The organism is Agrobacterium tumefaciens str. B6 (assembly GCF_001541315.1).
Taxonomy (GTDB): Bacteria; Pseudomonadota; Alphaproteobacteria; order Rhizobiales; family Rhizobiaceae; genus Agrobacterium; species Agrobacterium radiobacter.
Window position 1 is genome coordinate 264,472 of sequence record NZ_LMVK01000045.1, and the last position, 15,743, is coordinate 280,214.

Here is a 15,743-nt window from a genome sequence, read left to right on the forward strand (position 1 = left end):
TTCTGATGGCGAATGCGACTAATAACCGGCCTCTGTCGCCGCATCTTCAAATTTACAAGCCGATTCCGACGATGGTTGCTTCCATCGTGCACCGCATCACAGGCGGCGCGCTTTATTTCGGAACGCTTCTGGTTGCCTGGTGGCTGATCGCAATCGCCTCGGGTCCTGCCTATTACGACTGGGTCAACTGGGCGATGGGTACGATCATCGGCAGACTCATCCTGATCGGATATACCTGGGCTCTCGTGCACCACATGCTGGGCGGCCTTCGCCACTTCATGTGGGATCTGGGCTACGGCTTCGAAAAGCACTTTACCACCAAGCTGGCAAAGGCCTCGTGGGTGGTGTCGATCTGTCTGACCGCGCTGATCTGGGTCATCGCCCTGATCGTGCGCTGAGGAGATTTTTCATGGATATGCGTACACCTCTCGGAAAGGTTCGCGGTCTTGGCTCCGCCAAGGAAGGCACCGACCATTTCTTGCGCCAGCGCGTCACCGCGGTTGCCAACGTTCCGCTGCTGATCTTCTTCGTGATCTTCCTCATCAAATATGCCGGCGCGCCCTATCCGGAAGTCGTCGCCGCGCTGTCGAACCCGCTTGTTGCGGTCATCATGGCTCTGGTGCTGGTGTCCGGCCTCATTCACATGAAGCTCGGCATGCAGGTCATCATCGAAGATTACGTTCACGCCGAGGTTTCGAAGCTCGTTCTTCTGATGCTCAATACGTTTTTCGCGATTCTGATTGGCGGCCTTTCCATCTTCGCCATTCTGAAAATCGCATTCGCAGGATAAGTCCGCCATGGCATCGATCAGTTCACCTTCCCAGAATGGCAAGGCCTACACCTATGTCGATCACTCCTATGACGTGATCGTGGTGGGCGCCGGTGGCGCGGGTCTGCGCGCAACACTCGGCATGGCGGAACAGGGTTTCCGCACGGCCTGCATCACCAAGGTTTTCCCGACGCGCTCCCACACGGTTGCGGCGCAGGGCGGCATCGCGGCCTCGCTCACCAACATGACGCCCGACTGTTGGCAGTGGCACCTTTACGACACCGTAAAGGGCTCCGACTGGCTGGGTGACGTTGATGCGATGCAATATCTCGCCATGGAAGCGCCGAAGGCGGTCTATGAGCTTGAGCATTACGGCGTGCCTTTCTCGCGTAACGAAGAAGGCAAGATCTACCAGCGCCCCTTCGGCGGCCATATGCAGAATTACGGTGAAGGCCCGCCGGTGCAGCGCACCTGCGCCGCTGCTGACCGTACCGGCCACGCCATCCTGCATACGCTTTATGGCCAGTCGCTGCGCAACAACGCGGAATTCTTTATCGAATATTTCGCGCTCGACCTCATCATGTCGGCAGACGGCCGCTGCACGGGCGTCGTGGCGTGGAACCTCGATGACGGCACGATCCATCGCTTCTCCGCCAAGATGGTGGTTCTCGCGACCGGCGGTTACGGCCGCGCCTATTTCTCGGCGACCTCTGCCCACACCTGCACCGGCGACGGCGGCGGCATGATTGCCCGTGCCGGCCTGCCGCTTCAGGACATGGAATTCGTGCAGTTCCACCCGACCGGCATTTATGGCGCAGGCTGCCTCATTACCGAAGGCGCGCGCGGCGAAGGCGGTTATCTCGTCAACTCCGAAGGCGAGCGCTTCATGGAGCGTTATGCGCCTTCGGCAAAAGACCTTGCCTCGCGTGACGTGGTGTCGCGCTGCATGACGATGGAAATCCGTGAAGGCCGCGGCGTCGGCAAGAACAAGGATCACATCTTCCTGCATCTCGACCACCTTGATCCGGCGATCCTGCATGAGCGTCTTCCGGGCATTTCCGAAAGCGCGAAGATTTTCGCCGGCGTCGACGTAACGCGCGAGCCGATCCCGGTCCTGCCGACGGTTCACTACAATATGGGCGGCATTCCGACCAACTATTGGGGTGAAGTGCTGAACGCCGATGCCAACAATCCGGAACGCATCGCGCCCGGCCTGATGGCTGTTGGCGAAGCCGGTTGCGCCTCGGTTCATGGTGCGAACCGCCTCGGTTCCAACTCGCTGATCGACCTCGTGGTCTTCGGCCGTGCCGCCGCAATCCGCGCTGCCCAGGTCATCGACCGCGATGCGCCGGTTCCGGCGCTCGACATTGCTGCCTGCGACAAGATCATGGAACGCTTCGACAGCCTGCGTTATGCCAACGGCTCCACGCCGACGGCGGTGCTGCGCGACAAGATGCAGCGCGCCATGCAGGACGATGCGGCGGTGTTCCGTACGCAGGAATCGCTCGAGAGCGGCTGCAAGCGTCTTTCCGCCATCTGGAAGGAACTGCCTGACGTCAAGGTCACGGACCGTTCGATGGTCTGGAACTCCGATCTGGTCGAAACGCTCGAGCTGCACAACCTGATGGCCAATGCGATCACCACGGTCTACGGCGCGGAAGCGCGCAAGGAAAGCCGCGGTTCGCACGCCCGTGAGGATTTCGTCGACGGTCCGTTCGCCGGTCGCGATGATGTGAACTGGCGCAAGCACACGCTTGCCTGGGTCAGCCCCGAAGGTGATGTCAAGCTCGACTACCGCCCTGTTCACACCGACCTGATCGCCGACGGCATCGATCCGAAAAAGATCGAGCCGAAGGCTCGCGTCTACTGATTTGAGGAACTGGATATGGTTGAACTAGCTCTCCCCAAGAATTCCCAGATCAGCGAAGGCAAAGTCTGGCCGAAGCCAGACGGCGCCAGGAACGTTCGCGAGTACCGGATCTATCGCTGGAACCCGGATGATGGCCAGAACCCGCGCATCGATACCTATTATATCGATGTCGACGATTGCGGACCGATGGTTCTTGATGCGCTTCTCTACATCAAGAACAATATCGACCCGACGCTGACTCTGCGCCGCTCCTGCCGTGAAGGCATCTGCGGTTCCTGCGCAATGAACATCGACGGCACCAATACGCTCGCCTGCACCAAGGGTATGGAAGAGATCAAGGGTACGGTTAAGGTCTATCCGCTGCCGCACATGCCTGTGGTGAAGGACCTCGTTCCCGATCTGTCGAACTTCTACGCCCAGCATCGCTCCATCGAACCCTGGTTGAAGACGGTTTCGCCGACGCCCGCCAAGGAATGGAAACAGAGCCACGAGGACCGCCTGAAGCTGGACGGTCTCTACGAGTGCATTCTCTGCGCCTGCTGCTCCACCTCCTGTCCCAGCTACTGGTGGAATGGCGACCGTTACCTTGGTCCCGCTGTTCTGCTGCAGGCCTATCGCTGGCTCATCGACAGCCGTGATGAGGCAACCGGCGAGCGTCTCGACAATCTCGAGGATCCGTTCCGCCTTTATCGCTGCCACACCATCATGAACTGCGCGCAGGCTTGCCCGAAGGGCTTGAACCCGGCCAAGGCGATCGCGGAAATCAAGAAGATGATGGTCGAGCGTCGCGTTTAAAGGCGATTCGCTGACAACGAAAAATCTATCGGGCCGCGGTCTCGACCGTGGCCCTTTTTACAACCCGGCGTGGGAAAATTCGGTAAAAATCGACCGAAATGGTAATTATCCCGGCCATCGCTTGCGCAAGATAAGGCTTTGGTAATAATTCAGCCTTCTTGTTTGATCATGATCTTTCCGGAAGCGAGAGAATCGGGAGCTTGATATGCAATTCAGATATGTGGTGACGGGCCTTGCGGTTGTGATGACTCTCGCCGGTTGCCAACGTACCTCCTACGATTACAACAACAACACCAGCAACAATCCCGGTTATACGCCGCCTTTGCAGGCGCAGCCGGTGCCTTCCGTCCAGTCCGGCGCTCTGCCGCCGCCCGGTGGCGCCACCGGCAGCCAGTTCCCGTCGGCACCTGCCTCGGCGGCCCCAGGCGGAACCAATGTTGCTTCCGCCGCTCCGCCGGCAGCCGCACTTGACGTTACCAAGGAGTCCATGGTCGGCAACTGGCGCGTTTCCAATGGCGGCGCCAATTGCGACATGTTCCTGACGCTCACCAATCTCGGCAGCGGCTCGCGTGGCGGCACGCGCGGTTGTGCGGGCGAGTTGACGGCGATGGGGTCCTGGGAAGTGTCCGGCAAGATGGTTCTCTTCAAGAACCGTTCGGGTGACACAATCGGCCGCGTCTACAAGAGCGCCGATGCGCGCTTTGACGGCACGACCAATAGCGGCCAGCCGCTCAGCCTCAGCCGATGAGTCTTTCCGGTGCAGCCGGAACGCTCTTTTCGCTCTAAGCCTGTTCATTCGTCGCGGGTGCCTTTGTGCGCCCGCGTCCGAGGCGTTTATCCATGAAGCCTTTGCCTGATTACAATCATAGTGTCGTTGAACAGCTCAACGCATTGACGGCAGCTGGCACCTTGCAGGCCGATGCCGCCCAGCTTGGTGTGGCGGCGCATCTTGACCGTATCCTTGCGGATTTGAAGGCGCGCAAGCCCGCCAAGAAGAAGAGCGCGCTCGGCTGGATGTTCGCGCGCAAGTCCGGGCCTGCCGCCCCCGTCAAGGGATTGTATGTCTATGGCAGCGTCGGCCGCGGCAAGACGATGCTGATGGACATGTTCTACGAGATGGCTCCCGTCTCTTCCAAACGGCGGTGCCATTTTCATGAATTCATGGCGGATGTGCATAATCGTGTGCATGCGCATCGGCAGAAGCTGAAGAATGGCGAAACCAAACAGGCCGATCCCATTCCCCCCGTCGCGGCGGAGCTTCTCGCGGAAGCGGAGCTTTTATGCTTCGACGAATTCACGGTCACGGATATTGCCGATGCGATGATCCTCGCCCGGCTGTTCAGCGAACTCTTCGCCAATGGGTGCACATTGGTGACGACCTCCAATGTCGTGCCCGACAATCTCTACAAGGATGGTCTCAATCGCGGCCTTTTCCTGCCCTTCGTCGATCTGCTGAAGAAATATGTTGACGTGGTGACGCTGGACAGCCCCACCGACTACCGGATGGAGAAGCTGGAAAGCCTTCCGGTCTACGTCACGCCGCTCGACGGTTCGGCGGATCAGGCGATGGACATGGCCTGGCGGCACATGACCGGCGGTCATCTCGTTGCCCCAACGGAAATACCCATGAAGGGCCGCTCCATTCTGGTGCCACGCGCCAGTGGCCGGGTGGCGCGCTTCTCGTTTTCAGATCTCTGCGAAAAGCCGCTCGGAGCTTCCGACTTCCTGGCCATCGCCAATCGTTTCGATACGGTCTTCATCGACCATATCCCGCTGCTCAACGCGGACAAGCGGAACGAGACCAAGCGTTTCATTATCCTCATTGACGCGCTTTACGACCATAGCGTCAGGCTTTTCGCATCAGCCGCAGCCATGCCGGAAGACCTGCTCGGCAAACGCAAGGGAACCGAAGGTTTCGAGTTCGATCGTACCGCCTCGCGCCTGTTCGAGATGCGCAGTGCAGATTACCTGGCGCTTCATTACGAAAAGCGGCAGAAAGTTTGACACTTTCGTGACGCATTTTCTTACGTTTACGTAAGAAAATAATGATCTAAACGATTGAAAATATTCACCACAAAAGAATCTGTTGCCTATTTTAGCCAATGGGGCTAATCGAAGTGCGACAATTTGGCTGCCGGTTTGGCGTGGTGAAATTGAATTGAAGCTCAAGAGGAAGCATTCGATGGCTCGCAAAAAGATTGCACTTATTGGTTCTGGCATGATCGGCGGCACGCTGGCGCATCTCGCCAGCCTGAAGGAACTGGGCGATATCGTCCTCTTCGATATTGCTGACGGCATCCCGCAGGGCAAGGGTCTGGATATTGCCCAGTCCGGCCCGGTCGAAGGCTTCAATGCAAAGCTCACCGGCGCTTCCGATTATGCTGCCATCGAAGGTGCTGACGTCTGCATCGTCACCGCTGGCGTTGCCCGCAAGCCAGGCATGAGCCGGGACGATCTTCTCGGCATCAACCTCAAGGTGATGGAACAGGTCGGCGCCGGCATCAAGAAATATGCCCCGAACGCTTTCGTCATCTGCATCACCAACCCGCTTGACGCCATGGTCTGGGCGCTGCAGAAGTTCTCTGGCCTGCCGAAGAACAAGGTCGTCGGCATGGCCGGCGTTCTCGACAGCGCCCGTTTCCGCCTGTTCCTCGCTGAAGAATTCAATGTTTCGGTCCAGGACGTCACCGCCTTCGTTCTCGGCGGTCATGGCGATACGATGGTGCCGCTCGCCCGTTATTCCACGGTTGGCGGCATTCCGCTGACGGATCTCGTCAAGATGGGCTGGCTGACCGCCGAGCGCCTTGAGCAGATCATCCAGCGCACCCGCGACGGTGGTGCTGAAATCGTCGGCCTGCTGAAGACCGGTTCGGCCTATTACGCGCCGGCCGCTTCAGCAATCGAAATGGCTGAATCCTACCTCAAGGACAAGAAGCGCGTTCTGCCCGCCGCCGCCCACCTCTCGGGCCAGTACGGCGTTGATGATATGTATGTCGGCGTTCCCACCATCATCGGTGCCGGCGGTATCGAGCGCATCATCGAGATCGAACTCAACAAGGAAGAAGAAGCCGCCTTCCAGAAATCCGTCGGCGCCGTCGCTGGTCTTTGCGAAGCCTGCGTCAACATCGCTCCGTCGCTGAAGTAATAGCCTAGCGGCTCCAAACAGGGATTATTCCATGAATATTCACGAATATCAGGCCAAGGCTCTTCTGAAGGGCTACGGCGCGCCGGTTGCTGAAGGCGTCGCCATTCTCAAGGTCGAAGAAGCCGAAGCTGCCGCAAAGCAGCTTCCCGGCCCGCTCTACGTCGTCAAGAGCCAGATCCACGCTGGCGGCCGCGGCAAGGGCAAGTTCAAGGAACTCGGCCCCGACGCCAAGGGCGGTGTTCGTCTGGCAAAGTCGATCGACGAAGTCGTTTCCCACGCCAAGGACATGCTCGGCAACACGCTGGTAACGGCGCAGACGGGCGACGCCGGCAAGCAGGTCAACCGTCTCTACATCGAAGACGGCGCAGACATTGCCCGCGAACTCTACTGCTCGCTGCTGGTTGACCGTTCCGTCGGCCAGGTCGCTTTCGTGGTTTCCACCGAAGGCGGCATGGATATCGAAGCTGTCGCCCACGACACGCCCGAGAAAATCCACACCATCGCCATCAACCCGGAAAAGGGTGTGAGCGACGCCGACGTTGCCGCGATCTCCAAGGCTCTCGAGCTTGATGGTGTTGCTGCGGAAGACGCCAAGGCGCTGTTCCCGATCCTCTACAAGGCCTTCAATGAGAAGGACATGGCTCTCCTCGAGGTTAACCCACTGATCGTCATGGAAAATGGCCATCTGCGCGTTCTCGACGCCAAGATGTCTTTCGATGGCAATGCGCTGTTCCGCCATGACGACGTCAAGGCGCTGCGCGACGAGACCGAAGAAGACGCCAAGGAAATCGAAGCCTCCAAGTGGGACCTCGCTTACGTGGCTCTCGACGGCAACATCGGCTGCATGGTCAACGGTGCTGGTCTCGCCATGGCGACGATGGACATCATCAAGCTTTACGGCAAAGAGCCGGCTAACTTCTGCGACGTCGGCGGCGGTGCCGGCAAGGAGAAGGTTGCTGCAGCCTTCAAGATCATCACGGCTGACCCGAAGGTCGAGGGCATCCTCGTCAACATCTTCGGCGGCATCATGAAGTGCGACGTCATCGCCGAAGGCGTGATCGCAGCCGTCAAGGAAGTCGGTCTCAAGGTTCCGCTCGTCGTGCGCCTCGAAGGCACGAATGTCGAGCTTGGCAAGAAGATCCTCAACGAGTCCGGCCTTGCGATCACCGCGGCTGACGATCTCGACGATGCGGCGAAGAAGATCGTCGCAGCGGTGAACGGCTAATTTGAAGGACCGGATATAATGTCGATTCTCGTCAATAAAGACACCAAGGTCCTCGTACAGGGCCTGACCGGCAAGACCGGCACCTTCCACACCGAACAGGCGCTTGCCTATTACGGCACGCAGATGGTCGGCGGTATTCACCCGAAGAAGGGTGGCGAAACCTGGACCGGATCGAAGGGCGAAAGCCTGCCGATCTTTGCAACGGTTGCTGAAGCCAGGGAAAAGACCGGTGCAGACGCATCCGTGATCTACGTTCCGCCGGCAGGTGCTGCGGACGCCATCATCGAAGCGATCGAAGCTGAGATCCCCTTCATCACCTGCATCACCGAAGGTATCCCGGTCATGGACATGGTTCGCGTCAAGGCTCGCCTCGACCGCTCCAAGTCGCGCCTGCTCGGCCCGAACTGCCCGGGTATCCTGACGCCGGAAGAATGCAAGATCGGCATCATGCCGGGCTCCATCTTCCGCAAGGGTTCGGTTGGTATCGTTTCGCGCTCCGGCACGCTGACCTATGAAGCCGTGTTCCAGACCTCCAACGAAGGCCTCGGCCAGACCACGGCTGTCGGCATCGGCGGCGACCCGGTCAAGGGCACCGAGTTCATCGACGTGCTGGAAATGTTCCTCGCTGACGAAGCCACGCAGTCGATCATCATGATCGGCGAAATCGGCGGCTCGGCTGAAGAAGATGCAGCACAGTTCCTGATCGACGAAGCCAAGAAGGGCCGCAAGAAGCCGATGGCTGGCTTTATCGCGGGCCGTACGGCTCCGAAGGGCCGCACCATGGGCCACGCCGGCGCTGTCGTTTCCGGCGGCAAGGGTGACGCAGAATCCAAGATCGCAGCCATGGAAGCGGCTGGCATCAAGGTTTCGCCTTCCCCGGCGCGCCTCGGCAAGACGCTGGTTGAAGTCCTCAAGGGCTGAGACCACATGACATCGGTACGGGCGGCGCGGCTTTAATGCCTCGCTGCCCGATGCCGCAAGAAGACAGATAGACGGCATACCGCTCCGGCGGCAGACAGCAGTAATCAAAGCGGCAGGCCGGCGAACGGCCCTAACGGCATCGAGGAGGCGGACGGATAAGTCCGCAAGAACACAATGGCAAGGCAAGAAGCGAACGAGCAGTTTCAGATCACGTCGTTTCTGGACGGCGCGAATGCAGCCTATATCGAGCAGCTCTATGCCCGGTACGAAGAGGATCCCTCTTCCGTGTCGCCGGAGTGGCAGAGCTTCTTCAAGGCGTTGTCCGATAATCCGGAAGACGTGAAGAAGGCGGCCAAGGGCGCCTCCTGGAAGCGCGCCAACTGGCCGATCCCGGCCAATGGCGAACTGGTATCCGCACTGGACGGTAACTGGGCCACGGTCGAAAAGGCCATCGAGAAAAAGGTTCAGGCGAAGGCTGAAGCCAAGAGCGCCGATACCGGCAAGCCGGTCAGCGAAGCCGAAGTGCTGCAGGCGACCCGTGACAGCGTTCGCGCCATCATGATGATCCGCGCCTATCGCATGCGCGGCCACCTGCACGCCAAGCTCGATCCGCTCGGTATCGCCGTTGCGGTTGAAGATTACAACGAGCTGTCACCGAAGTCCTACGGCTTCGAGGAAAGCGACTACGACCGCAAGATTTTCATCGATAACGTTCTCGGCCTCGAATATGCGACCGTGCGCGAGATGATCGATATTCTGGAGCGCACCTACTGCTCCACCATCGGCGTTGAATTCATGCACATGTCCAGCCCGGAAGAAAAAGGCTGGATTCAGGAACGCATCGAAGGTCCGGACAAGGGCGTTGCTTTCACGGCCGAAGGCAAGAAGGCCATTCTGTCCAAGCTGGTTGAAGCCGAAGGTTACGAGCAATTCCTCGACGTGCGCTTCAAGGGCACCAAGCGTTTCGGCCTCGATGGCGGCGAATCGCTGATCCCGGCGCTGGAGCAGATCATCAAGCGCGGTGGCCAGGACGGTCTGGAAGAAGTCGTGCTCGGCATGGCCCATCGTGGCCGCCTGAACGTTCTCACCAACGTCATGGGCAAGCCGCACCGCGCCGTGTTCCACGAGTTCAAGGGCGGTTCGTTCAAGCCTGACGACGTCGAAGGTTCCGGTGACGTGAAGTACCATCTCGGTGCCTCCTCCGACCGCGAATTCGACGGCAACAAGGTTCACCTGTCGCTGACGGCCAACCCGTCGCACCTTGAAATCGTCAACCCCGTTGTCATGGGCAAGGCCCGCGCCAAGCAGGACCAGCTGGCCAAGACATGGGACGGCGACATCATTCCGCTTTCCGAACGCGCCAAGGTGCTGCCGCTGCTGCTGCACGGCGATGCCGCCTTTGCGGGTCAGGGCGTGGTTGCCGAAATTCTCGGCCTTTCCGGTCTGCGCGGCCACCGCGTTGCCGGCACCATGCACTTCATCATCAACAACCAGATCGGCTTTACGACCAACCCGGCCTTCTCGCGTTCGTCGCCCTATCCGTCCGACGTCGCCAAGATGATCGAAGCGCCGATCTTCCACGTCAACGGTGATGATCCGGAAGCGGTTACCTATGCGGCCAAGGTCGCGACCGAATACCGGATGAAGTTCCACAAGCCTGTCGTCATCGACATGTTCTGCTACCGCCGCTTCGGCCATAACGAAGGCGATGAGCCGGCGTTCACGCAGCCGAAGATGTACAAGGTCATCCGTGGCCACAAGACGGTCGCGCGCATCTATGCCGACCGCCTGATCGCGGAAGGCCTGATGAACGAAGGCGAATTCGAGAAGATGAAGGCCGACTGGCGCGCTCATCTGGAACAGGAATTCGAGGCAGGCCAGTCCTACAAGCCCAACAAGGCCGACTGGCTGGATGGCCAGTGGTCCGGCCTGCGCGCCGCCGACAATGCCGATGAGCAGCGTCGCGGCAAGACCGGCGTGCCGATGAAGCAGCTGAAGGAAATCGGCAAGAAACTGTCGACCATTCCGGAAGGCTTCAGCGCCCACCGCACGATCCAGCGCTTCATGGAAAACCGCTCGCAGATGGTCGAGACGGGCGAAGGCATCGACTGGGCAATGGCGGAAGCACTTGCTTTCGGTTCGCTCGTTGCCGATGGCCACAAGATTCGTCTTTCCGGTCAGGATTGCGAACGCGGCACCTTCTCGCAGCGTCACTCGGTTCTCTACGATCAGGAGACCGAAGAGCGTTATATTCCGCTCGCCAACCTTTCGCCGACGCAGGCCCGTTACGAAGTCATCAACTCGATGCTCTCGGAAGAAGCTGTCCTCGGTTTCGAATATGGCTATTCGCTTGCCCGCCCGAATGCGCTGACGCTCTGGGAAGCCCAGTTCGGCGACTTCGCCAACGGCGCGCAGGTAGTGTTCGACCAGTTCATCTCTTCGGGTGAACGCAAGTGGCTGCGCATGTCCGGTCTCGTCTGCCTTCTGCCGCATGGTTACGAAGGTCAGGGTCCGGAGCACTCTTCCGCCCGTCTGGAGCGCTGGCTGCAGATGTGCGCCGAAGATAACATGCAGGTAGCCAACTGCACGACGCCGGCCAACTACTTCCACATCCTGCGCCGTCAGGTGAAGCGCGACTTCCGCAAGCCGCTGATCCTGATGACGCCGAAGTCGCTGCTGCGTCACAAGCGCGCCACCTCTTCGCTGGCCGAGCTTGCAGGCGAGTCCTCCTTCCACCGTCTCCTGTGGGACGATGCTGAAGTCATCAAGGACGGCCCGATCAAGCTGCAGAAGGATTCGAAGATCCGCCGCGTCGTCATGTGCACGGGCAAGGTCTATTATGATCTGCTCGAGGAACGCGAAAAGCGTGGTATCGACGACATCTACCTGCTGCGTGTCGAACAGCTCTATCCGTTCCCGGCGAAGGCGCTCATCAACGAGCTTTCCCGTTTCCGCAATGCGGAGATGGTCTGGTGCCAGGAAGAACCGAAGAACATGGGTGCGTGGTCGTTCATCGATCCTTACCTGGAATGGGTTCTGGCGCATATCGACGCCAAGTACCAGAAGGTCCGTTACACGGGCCGTCCGGCTGCCGCCTCTCCGGCGACCGGCCTGATGTCCAAGCACCTGGCGCAGCTTGCTGCGTTCCTGGAAGACGCGCTGGGAGAGTGAGAACTCTCCCGCATCGCCCCGCAAAAAAGACACCTGAATAACGGAACTAGATCATGGCCACTGAAATCCGCGTACCAACCCTCGGCGAATCCGTCAGCGAAGCGACCGTAGGCACCTGGTTCAAGAAGGTCGGCGATACCGTCAAGGCCGACGAACCTCTCGTTGAACTGGAAACCGACAAGGTTACCGTTGAAGTCCCGGCGCCTGCGTCCGGCGTTCTCACCGAAATCGTTGCGCAGAACGGCGAGACCGTCGGTCTCGACGCGCTTCTCGGCCAGATCGCCGAAGGTGCCGCCGGCGCTGCAACCGCTGCACCTGCCGCAAAGCCTGCTGCGGCTGCCACACCGGCACCTGCCGCCGTTGCCGCTCCGGCAACCGGCTCCATGCCGCCGGCACCTGCCGCCGGCAAGCTGCTTGCTGAAAACAACCTGTCTGCCGATCAGGTTGACGGTTCGGGCAAGCGTGGCCAGGTTCTGAAGGGCGACGTTCTCGCTGCCGTCGCCAAGGGTGTTTCTGCACCCGCCGCTGCTCCGGTTGCCGCTGCTGCCCCCCGTCCGGTTTCGGCCGAACAGGATCAGGTTCGCGAAGAGCGCGTGAAGATGACCCGCCTGCGCCAGACGATTGCCCGTCGCCTGAAGGATGCGCAGAACACGGCCGCCATGCTCACCACCTATAACGAGGTGGACATGAGCGCCGTCATGGACCTGCGCAACCGCTACAAGGACGTGTTCGAGAAGAAGCACGGCGTCAAGCTCGGCTTCATGGGCTTCTTCACCAAGGCCGTGACCCACGCGCTGAAGGAACTGCCCGCCGTCAACGCTGAAATCGACGGCACGGACATCATCTACAAGAACTATTGTCACGTCGGCATGGCTGTCGGCACCGACAAGGGTCTCGTCGTTCCGGTCATCCGCGATGCTGATCAGCTCTCCATCGCAGGCGTCGAAAAGGAACTCGGCCGCCTCGCCAAGGCAGCGCGTGACGGTTCGCTCGGCATGGCCGACATGCAGGGCGGCACCTTCACCATCACCAATGGTGGTGTCTACGGTTCGCTGATGTCCTCGCCGATCCTCAATGCACCGCAGTCGGGCATCCTCGGCATGCACAAGATCCAGGAGCGTCCGGTCGCCATCGGCGGTCAGGTCGTCATCCGTCCGATGATGTATCTTGCGCTCTCCTACGATCACCGTATCGTTGACGGCAAGGAAGCAGTGACCTTCCTCGTTCGCGTCAAGGAAAGTCTCGAAGATCCGGAACGTCTCGTTCTCGATCTCTAAGACCAGATAGGGGAGAAGAGGGATGGAAAACCTGGCCGGCGGGAATGGACCTTTTGTGTTCCTGCTGGTGCTCAGCGTCATTCTTCTTCTCCTGCATATCTGCCTTCAGGCCATGTCCGTCACGCGGGAAGTTGGTCTTGCTTGGAATGCGGGTGCGCGTGATGTGCGTCCGGACCTCAAAGGGGTCTTTGCGGGACGCGCGCAGCGCGCCTCGGATAATTTTCGGGAAACCTATCCGGCTTTCGTCGGTCTGGTTCTCGCTCTTGCGATCGTCGGCGACGCCTCCGGCTGGGGGCTGACGGGCGGCTGGATATGGACCGTGGCGCGCGTCGTCTACATCCCGCTTTATCTTGCAGGCGTTCCCTATATGCGGTCGATCGCGTGGGTCGTTTCCCTCGTCGGTCTAGTCCTCATGCTTGTCGCGCTGATCTGAGGTCGAGCTCATGCATCAATATCTCATCGAACTTGCATCCCTGATGGCGATCTTCTTTTTCGCGATCGTTTCTCCCGGGGCCGATCTGGCGATGGTCATGCGTCAGGCCATGGTGCACGGGCGCAAGCAGGCCATCATCACCAGTTTCGGTGTGGGAACGTCGCTGATGTTCCATGTCACCTATACGATCCTCGGACTTGGCCTCATCATTTCCCAGTCGATCTATCTCTTCAACATCGTCAAATGGCTCGGCGTCGCCTATCTGATCTATATCGGCATCAAGGCGCTGCGCGCTGGCAAGACCGAACTGCCGACGGCTGAAGGTGAGGTTCGGGCCAAAAGCGGCCAGACAGGGCTCAAGGCCTTCACGCTCGGCTTCGCCGCCAATGCGCTCAATCCCAAACCGGTGTTTTTCTTCCTGTCGATCTTTTCGACGGTGGTTCACGCGCATACGCCGGTCGCCATCAAATTCGGATACGGGGTCGTCATGGCAAGCTGCCTCATCCTGTGGTTCGTCGGCGTCAGCCTGTTCATGACGACGCCACGCATGCGCGCGGCATTTCAGCGCGCCAGCCAATGGATCGACCGCACCAGTGGTGTGGTGTTCATCGCTCTCGGTATAAAACTCGCAACGGAAAAAGCGGCCTGAGTTTCAGGTCAAACGCAAGCAGGGCAATGATCCGCATCTTGCCCGACATCAATCAGGAAAACGAACATGGCATATGATGTAGTTGTAATCGGCACGGGCCCCGGCGGTTATGTTTGCGCGGTCAAGGCGGCACAGCTCGGCCTCAAGGTCGCCGTCATCGAAAAGCGCGCGACCTATGGCGGCACCTGCCTCAATGTCGGCTGCATCCCGTCGAAGGCGCTGCTGCACGCGTCCGAAACCTTTGCGCATGTTGCCCATGGCGTCGATACGCTCGGTATCGAAGTTGCTGCTCCGAAGCTGAACCTTGAAAAGATGATGGGCCACAAGGACGGCGTGGTGAAGGCCAATGTCGATGGCGTTTCCTTCCTGTTCAAGAAGAACAAGATCGATGCCTTCCAAGGCACCGGCAAGGTGGTTTCCGCCGGCAAGGTCGCCGTCACCAATGACAAGGGTGAGACACAGGAAATCGAAGCCAAGAACATCGTCATCGCCACGGGTTCTGATGTTGCCGGCATTCCGGGCGTTCAGGTCGATATCGATGAAAACGTCATCGTTTCCTCCACCGGCGCGATCGCCCTTTCCAAGGTTCCGGAAAAGCTGATCGTTGTCGGCGGCGGCGTGATCGGCCTCGAGCTCGGTTCGGTCTGGTCGCGCCTCGGCGCGAAGGTCGCCGTTGTTGAATACCTCGACAATATTCTCGGCGGCATGGATGGCGAAGTTTCCAAGCAGGCGCGGCGTCTGCTCGCCAAGCAGGGTCTCGATTTCAAGCTCGGCGCCAAGGTGACGGCCGTTGAAAAGACGGGCGCCGGTGCGAAGGTGGTGTTCGAGCCGGTCAAGGGCGGCGCTGCCGAAACGCTGGAAGCAAACGTCGTGCTGATCTCCACCGGCCGCAAGCCCTACACCGAAGGTCTCGGCCTTGCCGAAGCCGGTGTCGTGCTGGACAGCCGCGGTCGCGTTGAAATCGACGGCCATTACAAGACCAATGTCGACGGCATCTACGCGATCGGCGACGTGGTGAAGGGCCCGATGCTGGCGCACAAGGCGGAAGACGAGGGCGTTGCGCTCGCGGAAATTCTCGCTGGTCAGCGTGGCCATGTGAACTACGACGTCATTCCGGCAGTCGTCTATACGCAGCCCGAAATCGCTTCCGTCGGCAAGACCGAAGAAGAACTGAAGGCCGCTGGCGTCGCTTACAAGGTCGGCAAGTTCCCCTTCACCGCCAATGGCCGCGCCCGCGCCATGCAGGTGACGGATGGTTTCGTGAAGATCCTAGCTGACAAGGAAACCGACCGGGTTCTCGGCGGCCATATCGTCGGTTTCGGCGCTGGCGAAATGATCCACGAGATCACCGTGCTGATGGAATTCGGTGGTTCTTCGGAAGATCTCGGCCGCACTTGCCATGCGCATCCGACCATGTCGGAAGCGGTGAAGGAAGCAGCGCTGGCGACCTTCTTCAAGCCGATCCATATGTGATCGGTTCTGGAGCCC

Annotated in this window: 14 protein-coding genes; all 14 read left to right on the top strand. The window is 59.7% G+C overall.

Annotated features, from left to right (window positions below):
- Positions 1 to 5: 5 nt before the first annotated feature.
- The 14 genes from sdhC (at position 6) to lpdA (ending at position 15,728) form a co-directional block, all read left to right on the top strand.
- A complete protein-coding gene (gene sdhC / locus ASB65_RS22280) occupies positions 6 to 398 on the top strand; it encodes a succinate dehydrogenase, cytochrome b556 subunit (RefSeq protein ID WP_003504990.1) in 393 nt (130 codons plus the stop codon).
- An 11-nt stretch (positions 399 to 409) separates the two neighbouring features.
- Complete coding sequence (sdhD, locus tag ASB65_RS22285) at positions 410 to 790, top strand: succinate dehydrogenase, hydrophobic membrane anchor protein (RefSeq protein ID WP_003504989.1); 381 nt, start codon at positions 410 to 412, stop codon at positions 788 to 790.
- Between the two features lie 7 nt (positions 791 to 797).
- Entirely contained in the window at positions 798 to 2,639 is a 1,842-nt protein-coding gene (gene sdhA / locus ASB65_RS22290; protein ID WP_003504988.1) for a succinate dehydrogenase flavoprotein subunit, read from the top strand.
- A 15-nt stretch (positions 2,640 to 2,654) separates the two neighbouring features.
- Entirely contained in the window at positions 2,655 to 3,434 is a 780-nt protein-coding gene (locus tag ASB65_RS22295; protein WP_003504987.1) for a succinate dehydrogenase iron-sulfur subunit, read from the top strand.
- A 205-nt stretch (positions 3,435 to 3,639) separates the two neighbouring features.
- Positions 3,640 to 4,182, top strand: a complete 543-nt coding sequence (locus ASB65_RS22300; RefSeq protein ID WP_003504986.1) for a protease inhibitor Inh/omp19 family protein — start codon at positions 3,640 to 3,642, stop codon at positions 4,180 to 4,182.
- 92 nt (positions 4,183 to 4,274) lie between these two features.
- The gene (zapE, locus tag ASB65_RS22305; protein WP_060725401.1) at positions 4,275 to 5,438 is read left to right on the top strand and encodes a cell division protein ZapE; all 1,164 of its coding nucleotides are present in this window, start codon (positions 4,275 to 4,277) and stop codon (positions 5,436 to 5,438) included.
- A 178-nt stretch (positions 5,439 to 5,616) separates the two neighbouring features.
- Entirely contained in the window at positions 5,617 to 6,579 is a 963-nt protein-coding gene (mdh, locus tag ASB65_RS22310) for a malate dehydrogenase (protein ID WP_003504984.1), read from the top strand.
- 31 nt (positions 6,580 to 6,610) lie between these two features.
- Entirely contained in the window at positions 6,611 to 7,804 is a 1,194-nt protein-coding gene (sucC, locus tag ASB65_RS22315) for an ADP-forming succinate--CoA ligase subunit beta (RefSeq protein WP_003504983.1), read from the top strand.
- Positions 7,805 to 7,822: 18 nt separating this feature from the next.
- A complete protein-coding gene (gene sucD / locus ASB65_RS22320; RefSeq protein WP_060725402.1) occupies positions 7,823 to 8,725 on the top strand; it encodes a succinate--CoA ligase subunit alpha in 903 nt (300 codons plus the stop codon).
- A gap of 174 nt (positions 8,726 to 8,899) precedes the next feature.
- On the top strand, positions 8,900 to 11,896 hold the full coding sequence (locus tag ASB65_RS22325; protein WP_003504981.1) for a 2-oxoglutarate dehydrogenase E1 component: 2,997 nt from the start codon (positions 8,900 to 8,902) through the stop codon (positions 11,894 to 11,896).
- A gap of 53 nt (positions 11,897 to 11,949) precedes the next feature.
- Positions 11,950 to 13,173 carry a 2-oxoglutarate dehydrogenase complex dihydrolipoyllysine-residue succinyltransferase gene (gene odhB / locus ASB65_RS22330; protein ID WP_060725403.1) on the top strand — a complete coding sequence of 408 codons (1,224 nt, stop codon included), beginning with the start codon at positions 11,950 to 11,952 and terminating at the stop codon, positions 13,171 to 13,173.
- Positions 13,174 to 13,195: 22 nt separating this feature from the next.
- Positions 13,196 to 13,606 carry an MAPEG family protein gene (locus ASB65_RS22335; protein ID WP_060725404.1) on the top strand — a complete coding sequence of 137 codons (411 nt, stop codon included), beginning with the start codon at positions 13,196 to 13,198 and terminating at the stop codon, positions 13,604 to 13,606.
- A gap of 10 nt (positions 13,607 to 13,616) precedes the next feature.
- On the top strand, positions 13,617 to 14,255 hold the full coding sequence (locus ASB65_RS22340) for a LysE family translocator (protein ID WP_060725405.1): 639 nt from the start codon (positions 13,617 to 13,619) through the stop codon (positions 14,253 to 14,255).
- Between the two features lie 66 nt (positions 14,256 to 14,321).
- Entirely contained in the window at positions 14,322 to 15,728 is a 1,407-nt protein-coding gene (gene lpdA, locus ASB65_RS22345; RefSeq protein ID WP_060725406.1) for a dihydrolipoyl dehydrogenase, read from the top strand.
- The last annotated feature ends 15 nt before the right edge of the window (positions 15,729 to 15,743 follow it).

Excerpts from the sequence above, each read along its gene's own strand:
- sucC (WP_003504983.1), top strand. The coding sequence starts at position 6,611 with ATGAATATTCACGAATATCAGGCCAAGGCTCTTCTGAAGGGCTACGGC.
- sdhD (WP_003504989.1), top strand. The coding sequence starts at position 410 with ATGGATATGCGTACACCTCTCGGAAAGGTTCGCGGTCTTGGCTCCGCC.
- lpdA (WP_060725406.1), top strand. The coding sequence starts at position 14,322 with ATGGCATATGATGTAGTTGTAATCGGCACGGGCCCCGGCGGTTATGTT.
- sdhA (WP_003504988.1), top strand. The coding sequence starts at position 798 with ATGGCATCGATCAGTTCACCTTCCCAGAATGGCAAGGCCTACACCTAT.
- ASB65_RS22340 (WP_060725405.1), top strand. The coding sequence starts at position 13,617 with ATGCATCAATATCTCATCGAACTTGCATCCCTGATGGCGATCTTCTTT.
- ASB65_RS22295 (WP_003504987.1), top strand. The coding sequence starts at position 2,655 with ATGGTTGAACTAGCTCTCCCCAAGAATTCCCAGATCAGCGAAGGCAAA.
- ASB65_RS22335 (WP_060725404.1), top strand. The coding sequence starts at position 13,196 with ATGGAAAACCTGGCCGGCGGGAATGGACCTTTTGTGTTCCTGCTGGTG.
- mdh (WP_003504984.1), top strand. The coding sequence starts at position 5,617 with ATGGCTCGCAAAAAGATTGCACTTATTGGTTCTGGCATGATCGGCGGC.
- zapE (WP_060725401.1), top strand. The coding sequence starts at position 4,275 with ATGAAGCCTTTGCCTGATTACAATCATAGTGTCGTTGAACAGCTCAAC.
- ASB65_RS22325 (WP_003504981.1), top strand. The coding sequence starts at position 8,900 with ATGGCAAGGCAAGAAGCGAACGAGCAGTTTCAGATCACGTCGTTTCTG.
- odhB (WP_060725403.1), top strand. The coding sequence starts at position 11,950 with ATGGCCACTGAAATCCGCGTACCAACCCTCGGCGAATCCGTCAGCGAA.
- sucD (WP_060725402.1), top strand. The coding sequence starts at position 7,823 with ATGTCGATTCTCGTCAATAAAGACACCAAGGTCCTCGTACAGGGCCTG.
- ASB65_RS22300 (WP_003504986.1), top strand. The coding sequence starts at position 3,640 with ATGCAATTCAGATATGTGGTGACGGGCCTTGCGGTTGTGATGACTCTC.
- sdhC (WP_003504990.1), top strand. The coding sequence starts at position 6 with ATGGCGAATGCGACTAATAACCGGCCTCTGTCGCCGCATCTTCAAATT.